Genomic DNA, 21144 nt, shown 5'->3' with positions numbered 1-21144 from the left:
ATGCGCGTCCTGTCCCTTGTGACGGCGCTGTTCGCTGCGGCCGCCGCCCAGGCCGATGCGCCGCTGATCGTGCTGGACCAGACCCGGCTGCCCTTCGACCTTGGCCCCGGCCATCCGGCGAACAATCCGGCACGCCCGGCCAACTCCCCGAATGCTGCGTGGAATTCATCGGGCAATACCGCCAATTCCGGCACCTCCTGGCAGAACCGCCCTTCGAACCCCGACAACGAACGGCGGCTGATCATCACCGGCGACGGCGGCGTGCTGGAATATTACGCGACCAACCAGGGCGGCGTGCTGAACCTGTTCGACGTGGCCGGCCGCCGCGTCGCCTATCGCCCCGCGCGCGGCACGCGCAGCCTGTTCACCGTCACCGGCCAATGGTGCGGCACCGTCGACGGGGGGCGCGGCAATTTCGTCCTGGCCGTCACCCCGGCCTGCGCCGCGCGGTTCGGTCGCTGACTGCCGCATCATCGTTACATTCCCGCCGTAGACGGACCCTCGCATTGCCGGAGTTGACCATGACCGACGAACCCAAGGACTGGCTGGAAGCCGAGCTTCTGGAAACCCTGGACGAGGACTACGAGATCGAACTTGAGGACGCCGTCCTCTCCGAGGAAATTCGCCGCATCTATCGCGAAAAGCGGCCCGACCAGATGGACCGCAAGCTGTATTTCCGCGAATTGCTGCGGTTGCAGACCGAGCTGATCAAGTTGCAGGACTGGGTGGCGCATACCAAGGAAAAGGTCGTTGTCATCTTCGAGGGCCGCGACAGCGCCGGCAAGGGCGGCGCCATCAAGCGCATCAGCCAGCGGCTGAACCCCCGCGTGGTGCGGACCGTGGCCCTGCCCGCCCCCTCGGATCGGGAAAAGACCCAGTGGTATTTCCAGCGCTACGTCCCCCACCTGCCCGCGGGCGGCGAGATCGTGCTGTTCGACCGCAGCTGGTACAACCGCGCGGGCGTGGAACGCGTGATGGGCTTCGCGACCGAGGACCAGGTGGACCAGTTCTTCCAGGACGTTCCCGAATTCGAACGGATGCTGGTCCGGTCGGGGATCCGGCTGGTGAAATACTGGTTCTCGATCACCGACGAGGAACAGCAGCTGCGCTTCCTGATGCGCATCCACGATCCCCTGAAACAGTGGAAGCTGTCGCCCATGGACCTGCAATCGCGCGTCCGCTGGGAAGCCTATACCAAGGCGAAAGAGGACATGCTGGAACACACCAACATCCCCGAGGCGCCCTGGTATATCGTCGAGGCCAACGACAAGAAGCGCGCGCGGCTGAACTGCATGAGCCACCTGCTGAGCCTGATCCCCTATACCGATGTCGAGCACGAGGACGTGACCCTGCCCGACCGCGTGTTCAACCCGGATTACGAACGCGACGTGCTGCCGCGCGACCTTTATGTGCCGCAACGCTATTGATTGGCGGGGCGGCGTTTCTGATCGGTCAATCAACGCAAGGTATAACAAAAGAAAAGTGATACCCTTAAATCTTGAATGACGGGCGCAACGCCGTAAGATGGGGGCATGTTTCGCAATCTGTTGGACCGCCTGTTCACAGAAGACCCCGCTCCGCGACCCCTGGCGACGGACGATGCCGAGGTTGCGGTGGCCGCGCTGCTGGTGCGCGTGGCGCGTGCGGACGATCACTATCACGCCTCGGAACGGATGCGCATCGATCAGGTGCTGGGTCAGTTGCACGGCCTTGGCCCGATCGACGCCGCCGAACGCCGCGCCGTGGCCGAGATGATCGAAGCCGAGGCCCCCGATACCGTCCGCTTCACCCGCCTGATCAAGAGCCGCGTCTCGCTTGAGGATCGGATGGGCATCATCGGGGCGATGTGGGAAATCTCTCTGGCCGACGACCGCCGCACCGCGCAAGAGGAAGCGGCGATCCGCCTGGTGGCCGGGTTGCTGGGCGTGACCGACCGCGAATCCGCTATCCAGCGCCAGCGCGTCGCGGGCGGGCGCTAGAATCCCAGCCGGTCCCGCAACCCGTACCAGGCCATTCCAGCGACCAGCAGCGGGCTGCGAAGCATGGTGCCGCCGGGAAAGGGCCGCGTCGGGATCGCCGCCATGGCGTCGAAGCCGTCTGACTGCCCCGCCACCGCATCGGCCATCAGCCTGCCCGCCAGCGTCGCCAGCGCCACCCCATGTCCGCTGTATCCCCCCGCCGACAGGCAGTTGGGCGCGGGCCGGGCGAAATGCGGCATCCGGTTCATGGTGATCGCCAGCGTGCCGCCCCAGGCATGGGTGATCGCCACGTCGCGCAGTTGCGGATAGACCGACAGCAGATGCGGGCGCACAAGCGCCGCGATGTCCCTGGGGAACCGATAGGTCGCGGTTTCCCCCCCGCCGAAGATCAGGCGGCGGTCGTCGTCCAGCCGCCAGTAATTCACCACGAACTTGGTGTCCGCCACGGCGATGCGCTGCGGCAGGATCTCGGGGAAATCATCGCCCAGCGGTGTGGTCGCGACGATGTAATTGTTGATCGGCATGACCCGCGCCGCGACCTTGCCGTCCAGCCGCCCCTGATAGCCGTTCCCGGCCAGGATCACCTGATCGCAGAGGATCCTGCCGGTGTCGCACAAGACGCGGCTTTTGCCCGTGGCACTGCCATGTTCGATGCGGTGGACATGGGTGCCCTCATGGATGCGCACCCCTGCCGCCACGGCCAACCGCGCCATGCCAAGCGCCAAGGACAGCGGCTGGACATGCGCCGCGCCCCGGTCCAGGTCGCCGCCCGCATAGGCCGCGCTTCCCAGATGCGCCGCCATCGCGTCCCGATCCAGCGGCTGCACGCGGTCGTATTCGTAATACGCAGCCAGATGCGCGGCCATGCGGGCGCTGTGGTCCACCTCGGAGGCCGAGCGGCAGGCATGGGCCACGCCGTCGCGGACCGGCACGCCCGATTCCGCCGCCAGCGCGCGGGTCAGCGCCTTGGCATCCTCGGCCAGATCCCACAGGCGGCGCGCGGTCGGGCGGCCGAACTGGCGTTCCAGCCAGTCCACCTCTTGCCGCTGGCCCGATCCGATCTGCCCGCCGTTGCGCCCCGACGCGCCGAACCCCACCCGCTGCGCATCGACCAGCACCACGTCGCGCCCTGCCCGCGCCAGATGCAACGCGGCGGACAGGCCGGTATAGCCCGCCCCCACCACCGCGACATCGGCGCTCGTCTCGCCTTTCAGCGGCGGGAAACGGTCCAGCAGATCGATGGTCTGGGCATAGACGCTGGGCGGATATTCCCCGCGCCGGTCGTTGGCATAGAGCAGCTTCATACGTTCAGCAGCAGGTGTTCGCGTTCCCAGGGGCTGATGACCTGAAGGAACTCCTTGTATTCGTTGCGCTTCACGGATTCATAGACCGCCGCGAAATCCTCGCCCAACACGCTGCGCATCGGCGCGCTTTCGGCCATGATGTCCAGCGCGTCGCCCAGATTGTAGGGCAGTTCGTCCTGCGAAGACATATAGGCGTCGCCCAGGCATTCGCCGCGCGGATTCTCGGCCTCGACCAGTCCCAGATAACCGCAGGCGAGGCTGGCCGCGATGCCCAGATAGGGGTTGCAGTCCATGCCCGCCAGCCGGTTTTCCACCCGCCGCGCCTCGGGGGACGAGATCGGCACCCGCAGCCCGGTGGTGCGGTTGTCGCGGCCCCATTCCAGGTTGATCGGCGCGGCAAAGTCCGGGACATAGCGGCGATAGCTGTTCACGTATGGCGCCAGCAGCGCCACGGCGGCGGGCAGGTGCTTCTGCATCCCGGCGATGAAATGCAGGAACTGCGGCGTCTCGCGCCCCTTCTCGTCCGAGAACAGGTTCTGCCCCGTCGCCACGTCGATGACCGAATGATGGATGTGCATGGCGCTGCCGGGCTCACCCTCGATCGGCTTGGCCATGAAGGTGGCGAAACAGTCGTGGCGCAGCGCGGCCTCGCGGATCAGGCGCTTGAAATAGAAGATTTCGTCCGCCAGCGCCACCGGATCGCCGTGGTTGAGGTTGATCTCGACCTGCCCTGCGCCGCCTTCCTGCAAGATGCCGTCGATCTCGAACCCCTGCGCCTCGGCGAAGTCGTAGATGTCGTCGATGACCTTGCCGTATTCGTCCACCGCCGACATGGAATAGGCCTGCTTGGCCGCCGCGCGACGTCCGGTGCGGCCCATCGGCGGGATGATCGGCTGGTTCGGGTCGATGTTGCGGGCGACCAGGAAGAACTCCATTTCCGGGGCGACGACGGGCTTCCAGCCGCGTTCCGCATACAGCCCGACGATGCGCTTCAGCACGTTGCGCGGGGCGATGGGCACCGGGTTGCCCTGCTGGTCATAGGCGTCGTGGATGACTTGCAGCGTCCAGTCCGCCGTCCAGGGCGCGGCGGTCGCGGTGCTGAAATCGGGCGTCAGGATCATGTCGGGTTCGGTGAACGCCCCCGCCGGGTTGTCGGCCCATTCCCCGGTGATCGTTTGCAGGAAGATCGAGTTCGGCAGATAGAATTTTTCCTGCCGCGCGAATTTCGACGCGGGCATGGCCTTGCCGCGCGCGACGCCCGCGATGTCGGCCAGGATGCATTCGACCTCGTCCAGGCGCCGACCGGCGACGAAATCGCGGGCGGCCTGGGGCAGTCTGTCGATCCAGTCGCTCATGCGGCACCCCTGGCGATGGCGCGGGGCTGCTTGAAGAACGCCTCGATCCGGTCGGCGACACTGGCCGAGCCTTTCGGTTCGCCCATCCGGTCAGAGGCCTGGTCAAGCAGATCCTGCGGCACGACGCCCTGCCCGCGCTTGTCCATCAGCCCCCGGATGAAGTCGTCGGAAAATTCGGGATGCGCCTGCACGGTATAGGCGCGGTCGCCATAGATCAGCGCGGCGTTTTCGCAAAACGCGCTGCGCCCCGCCACCTGCGCATCCTTGGGCAGGGCCACCACCTGATCCTGGTGCCAGGCGTTCAGCCGCACGCTCTCGCCGTCGAAATCGTAATCCTGCGTGCCGACCGACCAGCCGCCAGGATGCTTGACGACCGTGCCGCCAAGCGCCTGCGCGATGATCTGGTGGCCGAAGCAGATGCCGACCAGCGGCACCGCCGCGTCATAGGCCTCGCGGATGAAGCGTTCCAGCGGCGGGATGAAGGCGTGATCCTCGTATGCGCCGTGCCGCGATCCGGTCAGCAGCCAGCCGTCGGCGTCGTGGACGGATGCGGGAAAGTCCATCGCCTCGACATCCCAGGTGCGGAATTCGAAGCCGCGCCCGTCCAGAAGCCGGACGAACATGTCGGGATAGTCGCCCATATCCTGCCTCAATTCGGCGGGCGCCTGGCCGCATTGAAGAATGCCGATGCGCATGAAGAACCTGCGATGTTGCTGTCGGGTCAAAGGTAGTCGCGCGGGCGGGGGGGCCGCAAGGGGGGCGCGCGGGCATTTCCGGTCAAGCCGCGAATATGCCGGAGTATTAATTCATATTAAAATAGACGCTTTTCCATTAATATAAATCATTACTGCGGGTTTTTAACGATGGACGTTTTTGCGACCCTGTTCCTGATCTCCGGGCTGCATCTGGCGATAGCGATGACCCCCGGTCCGAATACCTTGGCAATCTGCTGCGCGGCCAGCGCGGGGACGCGACGGGACGGGCTTTCGGTCGCGGCGGGCGTGGTGGCGGCGACCGGGCTGTGGGTCGGCCTGGCGCTGCTGGGCGCGGATGCGGTGGCGGACCGGGACGGCCATGTTTTCCTGGCCCTGCGGGTTCTGGCGGCGCTGTATCTGGTCTGGATGGGGCTGCGCATGCTGACCGCCTGCCCCATGCGGCGCGGCGGGATGATGGGCCGCCAGCCCTTTCTGCTGGGTCTGCTGACGGCCCTTGCCAATCCTGTCGCCATCGCCTTCTGGCTGGGCACCTTCCTGGCCGCCATTCCCGCCGCCGCACCCGAATATGTCTATGCCGAGATATTCATTCTGATTATCGTCCAAAGCGTGATCTGGTATTCCTTTCTGGCGATCCTGTTTTCATCGGCCATGCGCGGGCGCAGCTTCGCGGCGGCGGGGATTTCGCGTTACGTGGCGGCAGCGGTGATGATCGCCGTCGGCCTGGGCGCGCTTGCCCCCGGCTGATGCCTGCGGCCTTTGGCTGTCTGGCGGCCTCGGACGGCAGGCGCTAACCTGCACCCGGCTTGGACAGGAGAATGCGATGCCCCATCTTCACCCCGACATCGACCCCGATGGCCTGGACGAATTCTCGGTCGTGTTCACCGATCGGTCGCTGAACCACATGTCGCAGCGATTCCAGCAGGTGATGCGCGACCTGTCCGCCACCCTGAAACAGGTCTATGGCGCGTCCCAGGTCGCCATCGTGCCGGGCGGCGGAACCTATGCGATGGAATCGGTCGCCCGCCAGTTCGGCACCGGCCATGCGCTGATCGTCAGGAACGGCTGGTTCAGCTATCGCTGGAGCCAGATCTTCGAGATGGGCGGCTTTGCGCGGGAAACGACCGTCGCCATGGCCCGCCCTGCGGGCAACGAGCCGCAGCCCGCCTTCGCGCCCCCGCCCATCGAGGAAGTCGTGGCCAAGATCCGCGACACCCGGCCCGATGCGGTCTTTGCGCCCCATGTCGAAACCTCGGCCGGGCTGATCCTGCCCGACGACTATATCCGCGCGCTGTCGGACGCCGCGCATCAGGTCGGCGCGCTGATGGTGCTGGACTGCATCGCGTCGGGCGCGATCTGGGTGGACATGAAGGCAACAGGCGTGGACGTGCTGATCTCGGCCCCGCAGAAGGGGTGGTCGGCATCGCCCGCCGCAGGCTTGGTGATGCTGTCGGACCGCGGGGCGGAACGGCTGGCCGCGACGGACAGCAACAGCTTCGCCCTGGATCTGAAGAAATGGCGCGCGATCATGGCGGCCTATGAGGACGGCGGCCACGCCTATCACGCGACCATGCCGACCGACGCCCTGCTGGGCCTGCGCGACGCGATGGAAGAAACGCGCGCGATGGGATTCGACGCCGCGCGGGATGCGCAATGGCGGCTGGGCAATGCCGTGCGCGACCTGCTGGCCGAACGCGGCATCCGCTCGGTCGCGGCGCCGGGTTTCGCCGCGCCGGGGGTGGTGGTCAGCTATACCGACGATCCCGACATCAGGAACGGCCGGAAATTCGCGGCGGAAGGGATGCAGATCGCCGCCGGCGTGCCGTTGGCCGTGAACGAAGGCGACGCGTTTTCCACGTTCCGGCTGGGCCTGTTCGGGCTGGACAAGCTGAAGGACGTGGACGGCACGGTCGCCCGGCTGCGGACGGTGCTGGACAAGGTGATCCCGGCCTGACCGGCCCCCAGGATGCCAGGGACGGCCCGCCCCGAAAAGGCGGGCCTTTTCTGTCCCGGGTTAGAATTTTATTCTCCCGATCCTGCCAATTTCAGCAGATCTCTGCTCTTGATAAACACGACTTCTCCTGTCGTTATTTAGGGGATACGAGGCCAGCGAGTCAGAGGAGCGGAGATGACGATCCAGGGTCAAGACATCGGCGCCGCATCGCGGCCGCTTTATTCGGTCAGGCTGATCGACCGCCGCACCGGACAGGTCCACCGCGTCAACGGCGCGCCGCTTCTGGCGCTCAGCCGGGAACCCCAGGCGGCGGCCGCGTCCCTGCTGGAGGGACGCGATCCCGACCTGTGGGAGGCGCGGATCGAATCGCTCGCCACCCGCACCCACCGATAACCGACGCAGTTCTTCAGGAGAAACGGTCCATGACCACATCGAAAACCAGCCGCATCGGCGCCTCGCTGTCGGCCATCGTGCTGGCTTTGGCCATCGCGGCCCCGGCATCCGCCGAAACGCTGCTGAACGTCAGCTATGACCCCACGCGCGAACTCTATCGCGACGTGAACGCCGCCTTTGCCGAAAAATGGACCGCCGACGGGCACGAGGCCCCGACCATCGAGACCAGCCATGGCGGGTCGGGCGCGCAGGCGCGCGCGGTGATCGACGGGCTGAACGCCCAGGTCGTCACGCTGGCCCTGGCCTCGGACATCGACAAGATCGCGGAAACCGGCAAGCTGCCCGCCGACTGGCAGTCGAAGCTGCCGCACAATTCCAGCCCCTATACCTCGACCATCGTGTTCCTGGTGCGCGAGGGGAACCCCAAGGGCATCGCCGACTGGGGCGATCTGGTCAAGGACGGGGTCGAGGTGATCACGCCGAACCCCAAGACCTCGGGCGGCGCGCGCTGGAACTATCTGGCGGCCTGGGCCTGGGCGGAAAAGAACGGCCAGGATCCGCAGGCCTTCGTGGGCGAGCTGTTCAAGCACGTCCCGGTGCTGGATACCGGCGCGCGCGGTTCGACCACCACCTTTGCCCAACGCGGCATCGGCGACGTGCTGCTGGCTTGGGAAAACGAGGCCTATCTGGCGCTTGAGGAGATCGGCGAGGATCAGTTCGACATCGTCGTGCCCTCGGTCTCGGTCCTGGCGGAACCCCCGGTCGCAATCGTCGAGGGCAACATCGCCAACGACGCGCAGCGCGAACTGGCAGCGGCCTATCTGGACTTCCTGTATTCGCCGCAGGGCCAGGCGCTTGCCTTCAAGCATTTCTACCGCGCCTGGGACGACAGCGCCGCCGACCCCGAGGACGTGGCCCGCTTCCCGGAACTGGATCTGGTCAGCATCGAGGATTTCGGCGGCTGGAAGAAGGTTCAGCCCGAACATTTCGGTGAAGGCGGCATCTTCGACCAGATCTACGTGGCCAAGTGACCATGGCCGCCCGCCCCCTGATCCACAGGACCGCGATGCCCGGCCTTGGCCTGTCAGGGGGCATCACCCTGGCGATGCTGTCCGTCGTCGTCCTGCTGCCGATCGGCGCCCTGCTGTTGCAGGGCGTCAATTTCGGTCTGTCCAATGTCCTGGCCGTGGTGGCGCGCGAACGCGTCCAGGCCGCGCTGCTGCTGTCGTTCAAGCTGTCGCTGCTGGCGGCGATCTTCAACCTGGTCTTCGGCGTGGTGCTGGCCTGGGTGCTGGTCCGGTACCGCTTTCCCGGCAAGCGCCTTCTGGACGCGGCCGTCGACCTGCCCTTCGCGCTGCCGACCGCCGTGGCGGGGATCGCGCTGACCGCGCTCTATGCCCCGAACGGGGCCTTCGGCGGCCTGGCGCAATCCCTGGGCCTGAAGATCGCCTATACCCAGGCGGGCATCTTCATTGCCCTGGTCTTCGTGGGCCTGCCCTTCGTCACCCGCACCGTCCAGCCGGTGGTCGAGGAGATCGACCGAGAGATCGAAGAGGCATCCGCGACCCTGGGCGCGTCCCGCCTGCATACGCTGCGCCATGTGATCCTGCCGATGCTGACGCCCGCTGCGCTGACCGGCTTTGCCCTGGCCCTGGCCCGCGCGGTCGGGGAATACGGGTCGGTCATCTTCATCGCGGGCAACATTCCGCTGCGCACCGAAATCGCGCCCCTGCTGATCGTCATCCAGCTTGAGGAATTCAACTATGACGCCGCCGCCGCCATCGGCATCGCCATGCTGGTGATTTCCTTCGCCATGCTGCTGGCGATCAACCTGATCCAGATCGTCAGCCGAAGAAAGATGGGCCATGTCTGATGCGTCCGTGCACCGTCCCCGCGCCTTCCGCAGCGCGACCGAGGAAACGCCCGCCCTGCGCATCGCCCTGATCGCGATCGCCGTCGCCGGGCTGGCCATCCTCGTCTTCGCCCCGCTGGCCGTGGTCTTTGCCGAGGCCTTGAAGAACGGCTGGCTGGCGGCCGTCGAATCCCTGGGCAACCGCGACGCCCGGTCGGCGATCCGCCTGACCCTGCTGATCACCGCCATCGCCGTGCCGCTGAACGCCGTCTTCGGCATCGCTGCCGCCTGGCTGATCACCAAGTTCGACTTTCGCGGCAAGGCTTTCCTGATCACCCTGATCGACCTGCCCTTCAGCGTCAGCCCGGTCGTGGCGGGCCTGTGCATCGTGCTGCTGTTCGGCGCCAATTCGCTGGTCGGCGGCTTCCTCGTCGCCCATGGCTGGCCCATCGTCTTCGCCATTCCGGGCATCGTTCTGGCGACGGTCTTCGTGACCTTCCCCTTTGTCGCGCGCGAGCTGATCCCGGTGATGATCGAACAGGGCCGGACCGAGGAAGAGGCCGCCCTGACCCTGGGGGCCTCGGGCTGGCGGACCTTTCGGACCGTGACGCTGCCGAATATCCGCTGGGCGCTGCTTTACGGCACGCTGCTGTGCACGGCGCGCGCGATGGGGGAATTCGGCGCCGTCGCGGTGGTGTCGGGCAAGATCCGCGGCCAGACCGCGACCATGCCGATCACCATCGAGATGCTCTACAACGAATACCTGTCCGTCGCCGCCTTCAGCATGGCCGCGCTGCTGACCGCGCTGGCGCTTGTCACCCTGCTTCTGAAAACCCTGCTGGAACTGCGCCACGCCGACCAGCTTGCCGCCATCCGCCGCCATTGAGGGGGAAAGCCCATGCATATCGACATCGACGAAATCGCCAAGACCTTCGGCGGCACCACCGCGCTGCATCCGGTGTCGCTGAACATCCCTTCGGGCGCGTTGGTCGCACTGCTGGGGCCGTCGGGCTCGGGCAAGACCACGCTGCTGCGGATCCTCGGCGGGCTGGAATTCCCGACCTCGGGGCGGGTGCTGTTCAACGGCCAGGACGCCACGGGGATGAGCGTGCAGGACCGCCGCGCGGGCTTCGTGTTCCAAAGCTATGCGCTGTTCCGGCACATGACGGTCTTCGACAACATCGCCTATGGCCTGCGCGCCCGCCCGCGCGCCCAACGGCCGCCCAGGGCGGAAATCACCCGCCGCGTGACCAAGCTGCTGGATCTGATCCAGTTGCCCGACATCGCCGGGCGCTATCCCACGCAACTGTCGGGCGGGCAGCGCCAGCGCGTCGCCCTGGCCCGCGCCCTGGCGATCGAGCCGCGGATGCTGCTGCTGGACGAACCCTTCGGCGCGCTTGACGCCAAGGTCCGCCGCGAATTGCGCCAGGGGCTGCGCGACATCCACGACGAAACCGGCCTGACCACGGTCTTCGTGACCCATGACCAGGACGAGGCGATGGAGCTTGCCGACCTGGTGGTGGTGATGTCGATGGGCCGGATCGAACAGATCGGCAAGCCGCAGGACATCCGCGCCAAGCCCGCCACCGAATTCGTGCGGGACTTCATCACCACCTAGGGCGGCGCATCAGCCCTGCAACAGCGCCCGTGCCGCGCCGGTGGCGGCGTCGGTGATGCGGTCGCCCGACAGCATCCGGGCGATCTCCTCGACCCGCTGGGGCGGCGTCAGCGCCGCCACAGTCGAGGTCGTCATGTCGTCATGGACCGATTTCGACACCCGGAAATGATGCGCGCCCAGGGCCGCCACCTGCGGGGAATGGGTGACGACCAGCACCTGCGCATCCTCGGACAGCCGCTTGAGGCGCCGACCCACCGCGTCTGCCGTCGCCCCGCCGACGCCCCGGTCGATCTCGTCGAAGATCAGCACAAGCGCGTCGTTGCCGCGTGCGAGGCAGACCTTCAGCGCCAGCAGGAAGCGCGACAATTCCCCGCCTGATGCGATCTTGTCCAAGGCCCCCGCAGGCGCGCCGGGGTTGGTGGCGACGGTGAAGGCCACGTCGTCGCGCCCGTCAGGTCCGGGTTCGCCGGGCGCTACGATGGTCTGGAAGACCGCACGCTCCATCTTCAACGGCGCCAGTTCCGCCGTCACGGCGCGATCCAGCGCGGCGGCCGCCTGGCTGCGCGCCCGTGTCACCTCATCCGCTTCGGCGTCATAACCGGCCTCGGCATCCTCGACCGCGCGGCGCAGGGCGGCGATCTGCGCCTCTCCGGCGTCGATCTGGCCCAGGCGGGCGCGCAATTCGTCGGCAAGACCTGCAAGATCGTCGGCCAGGACATTGTGCTTGCGGGCAAGCGCGCGCAAGGCGAACAACCGTTCCTCGGTCGCCTCCAACTGCGACGGATCCACGTCGAGCGCGGACAGCGCGTCCTCGACCCCGCGATGCGCCTCGCCCAGTTCGACAATGGCGCGGGACAATGCGGCCAAAGGTTCGTCCAGCCGCCCCTCGGCCCGGTCGGCGGCGCCTTCCAGCCAGCGGGTCGCGTCCAGCATCGCGCCCTCGGCCCCCTCGCCGCCCAGCATCTTCAGGGCGCGGGCCACATCCTCACGGATGCGGATGGCGCCCTGCATGGCGCGGCGGCGGGTGTCCAGAACCGCCTCCTCGCCTGCCTCGGGGGACAGGTCGTCCAGTTCGGCGACGGCATGACGCAGGAAATCCTCTTCGGCCCGCGCTGCGGTCAGGCGGGCCTCGGCCTCGTCCAGGGCACGGCGGGCGGTCCGGCGCGCGGCCCAGGCGGCGCGCACCGGGGCCAGGTCGATGGCCCCGAAGGCGTCCAGCAGCGCCCGGTGGCCGCGCGGGTTCAGCAGGCCCCGGTCGTCATGCTGGCCGTGCAGTTCGACCAGCGTATCCGACAGCGACCGCAGCACCTCTCCCGAGACGCGGCGGTCGTTGACAAAGCCGGTCTTGCGCCCGTCGCCGCCGTTCACGCGGCGCAGGATCAGGTCGTCATCCTCCAGCGTGATCCCGGCATCGGCCAGAACAGTGCGCGCGGGATGGGCGGCGGGCAGATCGAACACCGCCGTCACCTCGCCCTGGCTGGCGCCCTGGCGGACCAGATCGGCCCGCCCGCGCCAGCCCAGCACGAAGCCCAGGCAGTCCAGAAGGATCGACTTGCCCGCCCCGGTTTCGCCGGTCAGCACGTTCAGGCCGGGACCGAAGGACAGGTCCAGCCGGTCGATCAGCAGCATGTTGCGGATGTCCAGCGAACGCAGCATCAGTAATCCTTGCAGCGCGAGGCCCGACCCCGCCCGTTACAGCCACCGTCCCTGGATCATCTGGCGATAGACGTTGTTCAACCAGTTGTCGCCCCGCGCCTCGGGCGCCAATCCGCGGCCGCGCAACTGGCCATAGGCGTCCTGATAGAAGGGCGAGGACTGGAAGTTGTGGCCCAGGATCGCCCCGGCCGTCTGCGCCTCGTCCGTCAGGCCCAGGGCCAGATAGGCCTCGACCAGCCGCAGCAGCGCCTCGGGCGTCGGGCCGGTGGTCTGGAATTCCTCGACCACGACGCGGAAACGGTTGATCGCGGCGGCATAATGCCCGCGCTTCAGGTAATAGCGCCCGATCTCCATTTCCTTGGCGGCCAGGTGGTCGAAGGCCAGGTCGAATTTCAGGATCGAACTGCGCGCATATTCGCTGTCGGGATATTGCTCGATCACGGTGCGCAGCGATTGAAGCGCCTGGAAGGTCAGGCCCTGGTCCCGGCCCACCTCGTCGATCTGGTCGTAATAGGACAAGGCCAGCAGGTATTGCGCATAGGCCGCGTCCTCGTCGCCGGGATAGGTGTCGATGAACCGCTGCGCGGCGCTGCGCGCTTCTTCATAGTTCTGGGCGCGGTGGTTGGAATAGGCCTGCATGATCAGCGCGCGCTTGGCCCATTCGGAATAGGGATACAGCCTCTCGACCTCGGCGAAATAGAACACAGCGTCTTCCGGCTTGCGGCTGTTTTCCAGCTCGAACTCGCCGCGCTTGTAGATTTCCTCGGCGGTGAAGCGGTCCAGGTTCTGCTTGTCGGAATCGGTCCCGCCCCTGCCACAGCCCGTCAGCACCAGACCCGCCAGAACCGCCGCCATCACGGAAGCCGAGAATTTCGAGCGCGCCATATTCACCCTGCCTGTGACTTCTTCCTTGCAGCCGCCCCATCCGGGCCGCGCTGCCCGGACCCTCTAGCACAGAACATCAGGGGGCGCAAAATGGCAATCCGTTGAATTTCACCCGCGTTTTACGGCATGGCTTGACGTTGCGGAAGGCCGCCTAAGCGGCCACCCAGGCCGTCGCCGCCAGGTCATAGGCGGCGACGCCCGCGCCCGGCAGGCGGTCCTCCAACGCGGGGGAACAGGTCTCCCAGCGCCATGCGGTCGGATCGGCGAACAAGGCGCGCAGCAGACGGTTGGTCATCGCATGACCCGCGCGATGGCCGGTATAGCGCGCCAGCAGCGGAGCGCCCGCCAATGCCAGATCGCCCATCGCGTCCAGCATCTTGTGGCGCACGGCCTCGTCTTGGTGGCGCAGGCCGCCGGGCGACAGCACCCGCGCGCCATCCACCACCACCGCGTTCAGATAGGTGCCGCCCAGGGCCAGCCCGTTCTTGCGCATCGCATCCACATCCGCCTGGCGGCAGAAGGTCCGGCTGTCGGCCAGTTCGCGCAGGAAGGCGCCATTGGCCATGTCCAGCCGCTTTTCCTGATGGCCGATGGCGGCATCCGCGAAGTCGATCTGGAAGTCGATTTCCAGGTGGTCGGCCGGGGCCAGCCGGGCAAAAGCCTCTCCCTCGCGCACCTCGACGGGGCGCAGCACGCGGATGGCGCGCAGGTCGGCCTGTTGCAGCAGGATCCCGCCGCGCAGGATGCCGCGCACGAAAGGGGCCGCCGATCCGTCGAGGATCGGAACCTCGGGGCCGTCGACCTTGACCAAGGCGTTGTGGATGCCGGTTCCGGCCAGGGCCGCCATGACGTGTTCAACGGTGGACAGGGTGTTGCCCTTGCCGTCGTCCATCAGGGTGCACAGCCGGGACGGCGTGACGTGATCCCAGCGGGCGGGAATGTCCACGACGGGGTTCAGGTCGGTGCGCCGGAAGACGATGCCGTGACCGGCCGGGGCGGGATGGATTTCCAGCCGAGCCGGGGCGCCCGAGTGCAGACCCACGCCCTGAAACATCACCGCTTTTTTCAACGTCGCCTGCATGACAACCTGCCTCTGACTCGTGTCGCAACGGAAAGGTCCATCGCTGTAACGGTTGACCTAGGCCTTGGGGGGCAGGCGTTCAATTAACGAATTGTGACGGCATGAAACATTCGGCACGGGCGATGCGCGGCGCCATTCGTTCACGCAGCGCCGCAATGGAAAAGGGCCGCATGACGCGGCCCTTCCCGTATCGTTTTCGTGACAGGTTCAGTTGGCCTGGCGGCGCAGGAAAGCCGGGATTTCCACATTGTCGCCTGCCGCATCAGGGCTGGCCAGATCGTCGAAATCGGTTTCCTGCTGGCGCGCGCGCACCGCCACGCGTTCGTTGACCCGTTCGGAAATCGAGGCCGCCGGAGGCTTCGGCGCGCCCTGGTCGGCATGGCCCGCCATCCGTTCCAGCATCCGGCCCAGCCCCGCCATGCGGCTTTGGTTGCGGGCGGGTTCGGCCGGTTGCGGCGCGGGCTGGGGCTGCTGACGCTCGCCCTTGTGTTCGACCGCGCGGCGCAGACGCTCCAGCGTCTCGGGCGAGGCCTGGCCGCGCGATGCGCCCTGCGGCGCGCGCGGCGCGATGAAACCGGCGTCGTCGTTGACGTTCAGCATCATCGGCTGCGCGGGTTCCTTGCGCTGATAGGCGGGGGCAGGCATGTCGTCCTCGGCCCGCGCTGCGGGGGCGGCGGCGGGGCGGGTTTCCACGACCGGCGGAGCCACGCGGCGCGGCGGCAGGTCGTCCTGCTGGGACGCGGTTTCGACCTTTTGCGAGACCGCGGGATTCTGGGTCAGCGGCTCGGCCATGGACCGGCGGGGGGCCGGAACCTCGGCCACGGCGGCGGCGGCGTCGATGCCGGTCGCCACGACCGACACGCGGATGGACCCGTCCATGTCGGGATCCAGCGTCGAGCCGACGATGATGTTGGCGTCGCTGTCCACCTTGTCGCGGATGACGTTCGCGGCCTCGTCCAGTTCGAACAGGGTCATGTCATAGCCGCCGGTGATGTTGATCAGCACGCCCTTGGCGCCGTTCAGGCTGACCTCGTCCAGCAGCGGGTTGGCGATGGCGCGTTCGGCGGCTTCCTGGGCGCGGTTCTCGCCCGACGCCTCGCCCGTGCCCATCATCGCCTTGCCCATCTCGTCCATGACCGAGCGCACGTCGGCGAAGTCCAGGTTGATCAGGCCCGGCTTGACCATCAGGTCGGTCACGCCCTTGACGCCCTGATACAGAACGTCGTCGGCCATCGCGAAGGCTTCGGTGAAGGTAGTCTTTTCGTTGGCGATGCGGAACAGGTTCTGGTTGGGGATGATCAGCAGCGTGTCGACGACCTTGTGCAGCGCCTCGATCCCCTCGTCGGCCTGGCGCATCCGCCTGGTGCCCTCGAACTGGAAGGGCTTGGTCACGACGCCGACGGTCAGGATGCCCATCTCGCGCGCGGCCTGGGCGATGATCGGGGCGGCGCCGGTGCCGGTGCCGCCGCCCATGCCCGCGGTGATGAAGCACATATGCGCGCCCATCAGGTGATCGACGATATCCTCGATGGTTTCCTCGGCGGCCTTGGCGCCGATGGCGGGCTTGGCCCCCGCGCCCAGCCCCTCGGTCACTTTCGGACCCATCTGGATGCGGTTCGACGCGCGAGAGCTGGACAGCGCCTGGGCATCGGTATTGGCGACCACGAACTCGACCCCGTCGAGATTCTTCTCGATCATGTTGTTGACCGCGTTGCCGCCCGCACCGCCAACACCGAAGACGGTGATCCGGGGCTTCAGCTCGTCTTCGTCGTTCATCATCAGGTTGAGGTTCATGGTTCCGCCTGTTTTTTGCTATGTCGATCGGGTCATGTCCTGCCGCCCGTCGAATCCCACGTAATCAGCTTCCAATCCTAACGGCGGACCGCCGCTGCGTCACTGGAAAAACGCGCAAAAACGCAAAATGTAGTGGTCTTTGCAGGTCTTTTCGGCGGTATCTTGCCAATCCAGTTGAACAGGGCGCCGCCCGCGCGATGCCCCGATGTCAGGCCCGAAATCACCAGTTGTTCCTGAACCAGCGATAGGCGCGGCGCAGGCTTCGGGTCGGATAGCTGTGGGCGGGCATTTCAAAATCCCACCATTCGTCCTGGGGATGGGCCGCGAACAGCGCCAGCCCCACGGCACTGGAAAAGCCCGGATCGGTGAACTGGTGCGCCAGCCCGTCGATGCGCAGCGGACGCCCGCAGCGGATGTTCGGCCCCAGGATGCGCGCCGCCAGACCGTCCAGGCCGGGGATCTGGCTGCCTCCGCCGGTCAGCACGATCTGCTGGCTGGGCATGGAGTCGAACCCCGCCGCGTCCAGCACTTCGCGCACGCCTTCCAGGATCTCCTCGACCCTGGGGCGCATGATGCCGATCAGATCGGCGCGGCTGACCGGGCGGCGGTCGGCGTCCCATTCGCCGCTGCCCGTGCCGGTATCCAGCATGTCGCGGTCGTCTCGTCCGGTCGCCTCGACCCCGCCGTTCAGGGTCTTCAGCCGTTCCGCGACAGGCAAAGGCACCCGCAGCCCTTGGGCGATGTCCTGGGTGACAAGCTGGCCGCCTATGTTAACATTATCCGCGAAGATCATGTGTTTCTTGACAAAAATTGAAACACCCGTGCCGCCGCCGCCAAAGTCGATGCAGGCTGCGCCCAGTTCCTGTTCGTCTTCCACCAGCGAGGCCCGCGCCGACGCGTAAGAGGCCGAGGCCACGCCCGCCAGTTCCAGGTCGCAGCGGCGGATGCACTGGACCAGATTGCCGATCACGTCGCCGTCGACGGTCAGCACATGCATGTCGCAGGCCAGCCGGTTGCCGACATGATCGCGCGGATCGCCCAGCCCGCTGCGGTTGTCGACGGCGAAGTTCACCGGCTGGGCGTGCAGGACCTCTCGGCCCCGCCCGAAATCGGGCGCGTCGCAGGCGGCCAGGACCGAGGCCACGTCGTGGTCGTGGACCCGCCCCGCCTCCAGCGTGATTTCCCCGGCCAGGCCATAGGATGCGGGACGGCCGCCCGACAGGCAGGCGATGACGTGATCGACGCGCACCCCCGCGACCTTCTGCGCGGCGGCGACCACGGTGCGGATCGCGCGTTCGGTTTCAGCCATCACGTCGATCTGACCGCGCCGCATCCCGCGCGAGCGGGTCGAGGCCGCGCCGATCACGCGGAAATTCACCTGCCCCGCCATCGGTCCCACGCCGTCGGTCTCGCGGAACGTGCCGGTGCCGTCGAAGCGCAGCACCAGGCAGGCGATCTTGGACGTGCCGATGTCCAGGATGCCGATCACGCCGCGTTGCAGGGCCGCCCGGCGGATGTTCCGCATAGCCCGCTGCGTCTGGTACAACTCCGCCATCGTCCTAACCCCCCTTCCGGTCGTCTTCCTGAATAACCTTGCCGTCCGGTCCCAGGATCGGCTCGCCCCGCGCTTGGCGGATGGTGTTGCGCGCGTCGATCCCCAGCCGCATCACCGGGCGAGAGGGGTTGCGCAGGTCGACCACCGCGATGTCGCGGCCCAGCATGTCCTGGGCGCGATCCAGGGCGATGGCGGCCTCCATCGCGATCAGCGCGCCCTGGGCGGGCAGCATGATCCGCTGGCCGTGATCCAGCACCAGATCCCAGCGGCGTTCGCCCCGCCGCACCAGGCCGCGCACACGCGGCAGGATCGGCCCGGCGGCGTCGATCAGGGCCAAGGCCTCGGGCACGGCCAGGTCGGCGCCCTCGCCCGCGATCAGCGGCAGGTCCGGGCGCACGTCGCGCGCGGTGACGGATGCGACGCGGTGGCCGGTCTTGTCCAGGATCTCGATCCCGCGGGCATGGCGCCACAGGATCGCGGGTTCGCGTTCCTTGACCACCGCCGACAGGATCCCGCCCGGCTTGATGCGCAGGTCGATGGATTCGATCACGTCAAGCTGCATCACCTGCAAGCGCAGCGCGGTCAGGTCGATGTCGAAGCTCGAGGCCGGCAGATCGACCGGCAGCATCGCCCGCAGCGCCTTGTCCACCACCGGGGACGCGCCCTCGACCGTCATGATCCTGACCTGGAATTCCTCTCGGCTCTGGACCTTGGTCATGATCTGCTGCACGCCGTCGGTCAGCAGCGCGCGGCGGTCGGGATCGGACAGCCACAGCCCCGCCGTCATGGCGACCAGGAAGGCCGGGACGCCGACGCGCACCGCGCGCCGCCAGATCGGGCGCAGCCACATCCGCTCCAGCCGGTATTGCAGCCGCGAGGGCGCAGGGTCGCGTTTCGGCTGCGACGGGGGCTGGCGGTTCGGGCGATGGTCGATCACGTCCGGCACAGCGCGTCCTCGACCATCCAGCGCATCAGCGCGGGGAAATCCATCCCGGCATGGGCGGCCTGTTCCGGGGCAAGCGAGGTCGGCGTCATGCCGGGCTGGGTGTTCACCTCCAGCAGGATCAGCCCGTCCAGCCCGCGCGTGTCGTCCCAGCGGAAATCGGTGCGCGACAGGCCCCGGCAGCCAAGCGCCTCGTGCGCGCGCACGGCGTAATCCCGGCAGGCCGCGGTGATTTCGGCCGGAATATCGGCCGGGATCACATGGCGCGAACCGCCCACCGAATATTTCGCGGCATAGTCGTACCAGCCCTCGGTGATGATCTCGGTCACGCCCAGGGCGCGGTCGCCCAGGACGGCGGTGGTCAGTTCGCGGCCCGGCGCATAGGTTTCGACCATCACCCGCGCAGGCATCGTGTCGGCCAGTTGCGGCGGCTGGTTGGCGCCGTCATGGACGATATAGACGCCCACGGACGAGCCTTCATCGTTGGGTTTGACCACATAGGGCGGCGGCAGGACATGGCCGGCGCGCACGTCGCAGGCATCGGCGATCACGCTGTCCACCACCGGCAGACCGGCGGCGCGCAGCGCGCCCTTGGCCCGCGTCTTGTCCATCGCCAGGGCCGAGGCCAGCACGCCGGAATGGGTATAGGGCAGGCCAAGCCATTCCAGCAGGCCCTGGATGCAGCCGTCCTCGCCCCAGCGGCCGTGCAGGGCGTTGAAGACGACATCGGCGCGCAGTTCGGCCAGGCGGGCGACCAGATCGCCGCCGCGTTCGGAACCGAGTTCGACCTCGATCACCTCATAGCCCGCCACCCGCAGCGCATTCGCGCATTCGCGCCCCGATGACAGCGACACCTCTCGTTCGGCCGAGGGTCCGCCCATCAGAACGGCTACGGTATGGGCTGTCCTGCTCGACCTGCCCGCCACGTTTCGCCTTTCGACCCGGTTGGTCCGGGATTTTCCTGTCCCGCGCGGTCGGGTTGGTCCCGATCCTGCGCTTATCGGACAAGAATAGCGGATGCGCGGAAATCGCAAAAGGTCAAATTTAGCTATCTGCTAAAGATTGTTGAAGGAATCGTTGATCAAGTCTCGGTTGCATCAGGCAAAGGATCTCCCACGCGGATCACCTCCCATTGCAGGTCGTGGCCGCTGTCTTCCAGAACGCGGCGGCGGACCAGTTCGCCCAGGGCTTCCAGTTCGGCGGCCGTGGCGCCACCAGTGTTCAGCAGGAAATTGGGGTGCTTTTCCGACATCTGCGCGCCGCCCCAGCTGTGGCCGCGCAGGCCCGCGCGGTCGATCAGCGACCAGGCTTTCAGGTCATGGACATCATCGGCCTGCCCGGTCGAGCTGAACCCGGCCGGGTTGCGGAAGGTGGACCCGGCGCTGCGGTCCTTGGTGGGCTGCGTCTCGTCGCGCCGGGCAAGCTGGTCGGCCATCTTCTGGTGCAGCGCGTCGGGATCGCCGGGGGCTGCGCGGAAGGTGGCCTCGGTCAGGACGCAGCCATCGGGCAGGTCGGCGTGGCGATAGGCGAAACGCAGGTCGTCCGGGGACAGAACGATCCGCTCGCCACCACGGGTCACGGCGCGGGCCTCGACCAGGTGATCGGCGACATAGCTGCCATAGCAGCCCGCGTTCATGCGCACTGCGCCGCCGACGCTGCCCGGAATGGTGCGCAGGAAGGTCAGGTCCAGCCCCGCGTCCGCCGCCCGCCGCGCGACATGGGCATCAAGTGCCGCGGCGCCTGCGGTCACACGGTCCCCTTCGACCGCGATGCCGTTGAAGCCGCGCCCCAGCCGGACCACCACGCCCCGGATGCCGCCGTCGCGCACGATCAGGTTGGAGCCGACGCCGATCGGAAAGACCGGAACGGCGGGGTTCAGCGCGCGCAGGAAATCGGCCAGGTCATCCTCGTCCGCAGGCTGGAACAGCCAGTCGGCGGGACCGCCCACGCGCAGCCAGGTCAGGGCGTCCAGGGGACGGTCGGGGGTCAGCGTGCCGCGTGCGAGGGGAAGATCGGTCATCATGCCCGGTGTGGTAGCCAGCCGGGCGGGCCGGGTCAACCG

Annotated in this window: 21 protein-coding genes; 10 read left to right on the top strand and 11 right to left on the bottom strand. The window is 67.3% G+C overall.

The window, feature by feature from the left end:
- From PARHAE_RS06640 to PARHAE_RS06630, 3 genes are all read left to right on the top strand, one after another.
- Positions 1-462, top strand: coding sequence for a hypothetical protein (locus PARHAE_RS06640; protein WP_126153826.1), 462 nt, complete (start codon positions 1-3; stop codon positions 460-462).
- 59 nt (positions 463-521) lie between these two features.
- Entirely contained in the window at positions 522-1427 is a 906-nt protein-coding gene (gene ppk2 / locus PARHAE_RS06635) for a polyphosphate kinase 2 (protein WP_126153825.1), read from the top strand.
- A 105-nt stretch (positions 1428-1532) separates the two neighbouring features.
- Positions 1533-1979 (top strand): tellurite resistance TerB family protein, encoded by a 447-nt coding sequence (locus PARHAE_RS06630; RefSeq protein WP_126153824.1) that lies wholly within the window; start codon positions 1533-1535, stop codon positions 1977-1979.
- On the opposite strand, the gene PARHAE_RS06625 is transcribed toward PARHAE_RS06630, so the two are convergent.
- From PARHAE_RS06625 to PARHAE_RS06615, 3 genes are read right to left on the bottom strand one after another with little or no spacing between them, the layout of a single operon-like run.
- On the bottom strand, positions 1976-3283 hold the full coding sequence (locus PARHAE_RS06625; protein ID WP_126153823.1) for an NAD(P)/FAD-dependent oxidoreductase: 1308 nt from the start codon (positions 3281-3283) through the stop codon (positions 1976-1978). The genes PARHAE_RS06630 and PARHAE_RS06625 overlap by 4 nt on opposite strands.
- The gene (locus PARHAE_RS06620) at positions 3280-4638 is read right to left on the bottom strand and encodes a glutamine synthetase family protein (RefSeq protein ID WP_126153822.1); all 1359 of its coding nucleotides are present in this window, start codon (positions 4636-4638) and stop codon (positions 3280-3282) included. The genes PARHAE_RS06625 and PARHAE_RS06620 overlap by 4 nt, the downstream gene beginning before the upstream one ends.
- Positions 4635-5333 (bottom strand): type 1 glutamine amidotransferase, encoded by a 699-nt coding sequence (locus tag PARHAE_RS06615; RefSeq protein ID WP_126153821.1) that lies wholly within the window; start codon positions 5331-5333, stop codon positions 4635-4637. The genes PARHAE_RS06620 and PARHAE_RS06615 overlap by 4 nt, the downstream gene beginning before the upstream one ends.
- A 168-nt stretch (positions 5334-5501) precedes the next feature.
- Here PARHAE_RS06615 and PARHAE_RS06610 point away from each other — a divergent pair, with 168 nt between their 5' ends.
- From PARHAE_RS06610 to PARHAE_RS06580, 7 genes are all read left to right on the top strand, one after another.
- Positions 5502-6098, top strand: a complete 597-nt coding sequence (locus tag PARHAE_RS06610) for a LysE family transporter (RefSeq protein WP_126153820.1) — start codon at positions 5502-5504, stop codon at positions 6096-6098.
- Between the two features lie 76 nt (positions 6099-6174).
- Entirely contained in the window at positions 6175-7305 is a 1131-nt protein-coding gene (locus tag PARHAE_RS06605) for an aminotransferase class V-fold PLP-dependent enzyme (RefSeq protein WP_126153819.1), read from the top strand.
- 174 nt (positions 7306-7479) lie between these two features.
- Positions 7480-7698, top strand: coding sequence for a hypothetical protein (locus PARHAE_RS06600; RefSeq protein WP_126153818.1), 219 nt, complete (start codon positions 7480-7482; stop codon positions 7696-7698).
- A 29-nt stretch (positions 7699-7727) separates the two neighbouring features.
- Entirely contained in the window at positions 7728-8729 is a 1002-nt protein-coding gene (locus PARHAE_RS06595) for a sulfate ABC transporter substrate-binding protein (protein ID WP_126153817.1), read from the top strand.
- Between the two features lie 2 nt (positions 8730-8731).
- Positions 8732-9571 carry a sulfate ABC transporter permease subunit CysT gene (gene cysT, locus PARHAE_RS06590; RefSeq protein WP_126153816.1) on the top strand — a complete coding sequence of 280 codons (840 nt, stop codon included), beginning with the start codon at positions 8732-8734 and terminating at the stop codon, positions 9569-9571.
- Positions 9564-10436, top strand: coding sequence for a sulfate ABC transporter permease subunit CysW (gene cysW / locus PARHAE_RS06585; RefSeq protein WP_126153815.1), 873 nt, complete (start codon positions 9564-9566; stop codon positions 10434-10436). Before cysT ends, cysW begins: the two co-directional genes overlap by 8 nt.
- 12 nt (positions 10437-10448) lie before the next feature.
- Complete coding sequence (locus PARHAE_RS06580; protein ID WP_126153814.1) at positions 10449-11168, top strand: sulfate/molybdate ABC transporter ATP-binding protein; 720 nt, start codon at positions 10449-10451, stop codon at positions 11166-11168.
- A gap of 9 nt (positions 11169-11177) precedes the next feature.
- On the opposite strand, the gene recN is transcribed toward PARHAE_RS06580, so the two are convergent.
- The 8 genes from recN to murB form a co-directional block, all read right to left on the bottom strand.
- Positions 11178-12824, bottom strand: coding sequence for a DNA repair protein RecN (recN, locus tag PARHAE_RS06575; RefSeq protein ID WP_126153813.1), 1647 nt, complete (start codon positions 12822-12824; stop codon positions 11178-11180).
- A 36-nt stretch (positions 12825-12860) separates the two neighbouring features.
- Complete coding sequence (locus PARHAE_RS06570) at positions 12861-13709, bottom strand: outer membrane protein assembly factor BamD (RefSeq protein ID WP_126153812.1); 849 nt, start codon at positions 13707-13709, stop codon at positions 12861-12863.
- 151 nt (positions 13710-13860) lie between these two features.
- Complete coding sequence (gene lpxC, locus PARHAE_RS06565; RefSeq protein WP_126153811.1) at positions 13861-14790, bottom strand: UDP-3-O-acyl-N-acetylglucosamine deacetylase; 930 nt, start codon at positions 14788-14790, stop codon at positions 13861-13863.
- A 207-nt stretch (positions 14791-14997) separates the two neighbouring features.
- Positions 14998-16584, bottom strand: a complete 1587-nt coding sequence (ftsZ, locus tag PARHAE_RS06560) for a cell division protein FtsZ (protein WP_126153810.1) — start codon at positions 16582-16584, stop codon at positions 14998-15000.
- A gap of 220 nt (positions 16585-16804) precedes the next feature.
- Entirely contained in the window at positions 16805-18139 is a 1335-nt protein-coding gene (gene ftsA / locus PARHAE_RS06555; RefSeq protein ID WP_126153809.1) for a cell division protein FtsA, read from the bottom strand.
- Positions 18140-18143: 4 nt separating this feature from the next.
- Entirely contained in the window at positions 18144-19085 is a 942-nt protein-coding gene (locus tag PARHAE_RS06550; RefSeq protein WP_241232700.1) for a cell division protein FtsQ/DivIB, read from the bottom strand.
- On the bottom strand, positions 19073-19963 hold the full coding sequence (locus PARHAE_RS06545) for a D-alanine--D-alanine ligase (RefSeq protein WP_241232705.1): 891 nt from the start codon (positions 19961-19963) through the stop codon (positions 19073-19075). The genes PARHAE_RS06550 and PARHAE_RS06545 overlap by 13 nt, the downstream gene beginning before the upstream one ends.
- A gap of 200 nt (positions 19964-20163) precedes the next feature.
- Positions 20164-21105, bottom strand: a complete 942-nt coding sequence (gene murB / locus PARHAE_RS06540; protein ID WP_126153807.1) for a UDP-N-acetylmuramate dehydrogenase — start codon at positions 21103-21105, stop codon at positions 20164-20166.
- Positions 21106-21144: the final 39 nt, after the last annotated feature.

The organism is Paracoccus haematequi, assembly GCF_900631945.1.
In the GTDB taxonomy this organism is placed as follows: Bacteria; Pseudomonadota; Alphaproteobacteria; order Rhodobacterales; family Rhodobacteraceae; genus Paracoccus; species Paracoccus haematequi_A.
Note: the sequence above shows the minus strand (reverse complement) of the source record. Positions and strands in the feature narration are given on the sequence as shown.

What these genes read in the sequence shown, in the direction of transcription:
- PARHAE_RS06640 (WP_126153826.1), top strand. Translation starts at nt 1, where the DNA reads ATGCGCGTCCTGTCCCTTGTGACGGCGCTGTTCGCTGCGGCCGCCGCC.
- PARHAE_RS06615 (WP_126153821.1), bottom strand. Translation starts at nt 5,333, where the DNA reads ATGCGCATCGGCATTCTTCAATGCGGCCAGGCGCCCGCCGAATTGAGG.
- PARHAE_RS06570 (WP_126153812.1), bottom strand. Translation starts at nt 13,709, where the DNA reads ATGGCGCGCTCGAAATTCTCGGCTTCCGTGATGGCGGCGGTTCTGGCG.
- PARHAE_RS06630 (WP_126153824.1), top strand. Translation starts at nt 1,533, where the DNA reads ATGTTTCGCAATCTGTTGGACCGCCTGTTCACAGAAGACCCCGCTCCG.
- murB (WP_126153807.1), bottom strand. Translation starts at nt 21,105, where the DNA reads ATGATGACCGATCTTCCCCTCGCACGCGGCACGCTGACCCCCGACCGT.
- PARHAE_RS06610 (WP_126153820.1), top strand. Translation starts at nt 5,502, where the DNA reads ATGGACGTTTTTGCGACCCTGTTCCTGATCTCCGGGCTGCATCTGGCG.
- PARHAE_RS06600 (WP_126153818.1), top strand. Translation starts at nt 7,480, where the DNA reads ATGACGATCCAGGGTCAAGACATCGGCGCCGCATCGCGGCCGCTTTAT.
- PARHAE_RS06580 (WP_126153814.1), top strand. Translation starts at nt 10,449, where the DNA reads ATGCATATCGACATCGACGAAATCGCCAAGACCTTCGGCGGCACCACC.
- PARHAE_RS06595 (WP_126153817.1), top strand. Translation starts at nt 7,728, where the DNA reads ATGACCACATCGAAAACCAGCCGCATCGGCGCCTCGCTGTCGGCCATC.
- PARHAE_RS06620 (WP_126153822.1), bottom strand. Translation starts at nt 4,638, where the DNA reads ATGAGCGACTGGATCGACAGACTGCCCCAGGCCGCCCGCGATTTCGTC.
- PARHAE_RS06625 (WP_126153823.1), bottom strand. Translation starts at nt 3,283, where the DNA reads ATGAAGCTGCTCTATGCCAACGACCGGCGCGGGGAATATCCGCCCAGC.
- PARHAE_RS06545 (WP_241232705.1), bottom strand. Translation starts at nt 19,963, where the DNA reads ATGGGCGGACCCTCGGCCGAACGAGAGGTGTCGCTGTCATCGGGGCGC.
- lpxC (WP_126153811.1), bottom strand. Translation starts at nt 14,790, where the DNA reads ATGCAGGCGACGTTGAAAAAAGCGGTGATGTTTCAGGGCGTGGGTCTG.
- cysT (WP_126153816.1), top strand. Translation starts at nt 8,732, where the DNA reads ATGGCCGCCCGCCCCCTGATCCACAGGACCGCGATGCCCGGCCTTGGC.
- ftsA (WP_126153809.1), bottom strand. Translation starts at nt 18,139, where the DNA reads ATGGCGGAGTTGTACCAGACGCAGCGGGCTATGCGGAACATCCGCCGG.
- cysW (WP_126153815.1), top strand. Translation starts at nt 9,564, where the DNA reads ATGTCTGATGCGTCCGTGCACCGTCCCCGCGCCTTCCGCAGCGCGACC.
- PARHAE_RS06605 (WP_126153819.1), top strand. Translation starts at nt 6,175, where the DNA reads ATGCCCCATCTTCACCCCGACATCGACCCCGATGGCCTGGACGAATTC.
- ppk2 (WP_126153825.1), top strand. Translation starts at nt 522, where the DNA reads ATGACCGACGAACCCAAGGACTGGCTGGAAGCCGAGCTTCTGGAAACC.
- recN (WP_126153813.1), bottom strand. Translation starts at nt 12,824, where the DNA reads ATGCTGCGTTCGCTGGACATCCGCAACATGCTGCTGATCGACCGGCTG.
- ftsZ (WP_126153810.1), bottom strand. Translation starts at nt 16,584, where the DNA reads ATGAACCTCAACCTGATGATGAACGACGAAGACGAGCTGAAGCCCCGG.